This window comes from Acinetobacter sp. MF4640, from assembly GCF_002018895.1.
GTDB classification, from domain to species: domain Bacteria; phylum Pseudomonadota; class Gammaproteobacteria; order Pseudomonadales; family Moraxellaceae; genus Acinetobacter; species Acinetobacter johnsonii.
Genome location: NZ_MVOM01000133.1, coordinates 1 through 975 on the forward strand (window position 1 = coordinate 1; position 975 = coordinate 975).

Annotated in this window: 1 protein-coding gene; it reads left to right on the forward strand. The window is 33.9% G+C overall.

Annotated elements, in window-relative coordinates; all coding sequences use genetic code 11:
* The first annotated feature begins 84 nt into the window (after positions 1 to 84).
* Positions 85 to 960, forward strand: a complete 876-nt coding sequence (locus MF4640_RS18770) for an IS982-like element ISAba825 family transposase (protein ID WP_067730024.1) — start codon at positions 85 to 87, stop codon at positions 958 to 960.
* Positions 961 to 975: the final 15 nt, after the last annotated feature.

Consider the following 975-nt stretch of genomic DNA (forward strand, 5'->3'; position numbering starts at 1 on the left):
ACGCCAATCTCAACTTTTTAAGTCATTGAAATAAAAAGGACATAACCTCATTTTAAATCCGTCTATGAAAATAAAATTACAGTTATGTCCACTGAAGAATTTATCATCATTGTCTATTTAATCATAGAGGAAATTTACCCAACTATAGTCTCTGAACCATTAAGAAAACGTGGTTTTCCACCTGCTTTAACCGATATTGAAATTATCACAATGCAAATTGTTGGTGAGTGTCTCAAAATGGATACGGATAAAAGCATATGGATATTTTTTAAAAACAATTACTTAAGTTGGTTCCCTCATTTAGGTTCATATCCTAACTTTTGTAAGCATTGTGCAAACTTATGGCAAGTTCATCAAAAAATCACAGCCCAATTAACTGCACATTATGGTCAGGATCATATTCATTTTATTGATGGATTTCCTATACCTGTTTGTCGTTATAGTCGAGCAAAAAGACACAAGAATTTCAAAGAACATGCAGGTTTTAGTTATTGTGCTGCACAACAAGAGAAATACTATGGTTTTAAAGGGCATCTTGTAATTAATTTGGAGGGTATGATTACTGGCTATACTTTCGCTCCAGCAAATGTAGATGAGCGTGATGTTGCACCAGAAATCACAGAAAATATTCATGGGTTACTAGGTGCAGATAAAGGTTACTTAAGACCCAGCTTGAAAGAATACTATAAATTTCAGTATGTTGATCTACAAACTCCTTTAAGAAAGAATATGCCGGACTCTAGATCTCAAGAATCAATGAGGTTGCTTATGAGAGCACGAAGGAAAATTGAAACGGTCATTGGTCAATTAACTGATCGCTTTAATATTCAAAAAGTAAGGGCAAGAGATTTATGGCACTTATCGCATCGTTTTATCAGAAAGATTTTGTCACATACGGTCTGCGTCGTTATGAATAAAAAATGTGGTTATTCGCCGATTCAATTTGAAAAGCTTATTTAAAGTTGAGATTGGCGT

Bases quoted from the DNA above. Each gene is read 5' to 3' on its own strand.
- MF4640_RS18770 (WP_067730024.1), top strand. From the start codon at position 85: ATGTCCACTGAAGAATTTATCATCATTGTCTATTTAATCATAGAGGAA.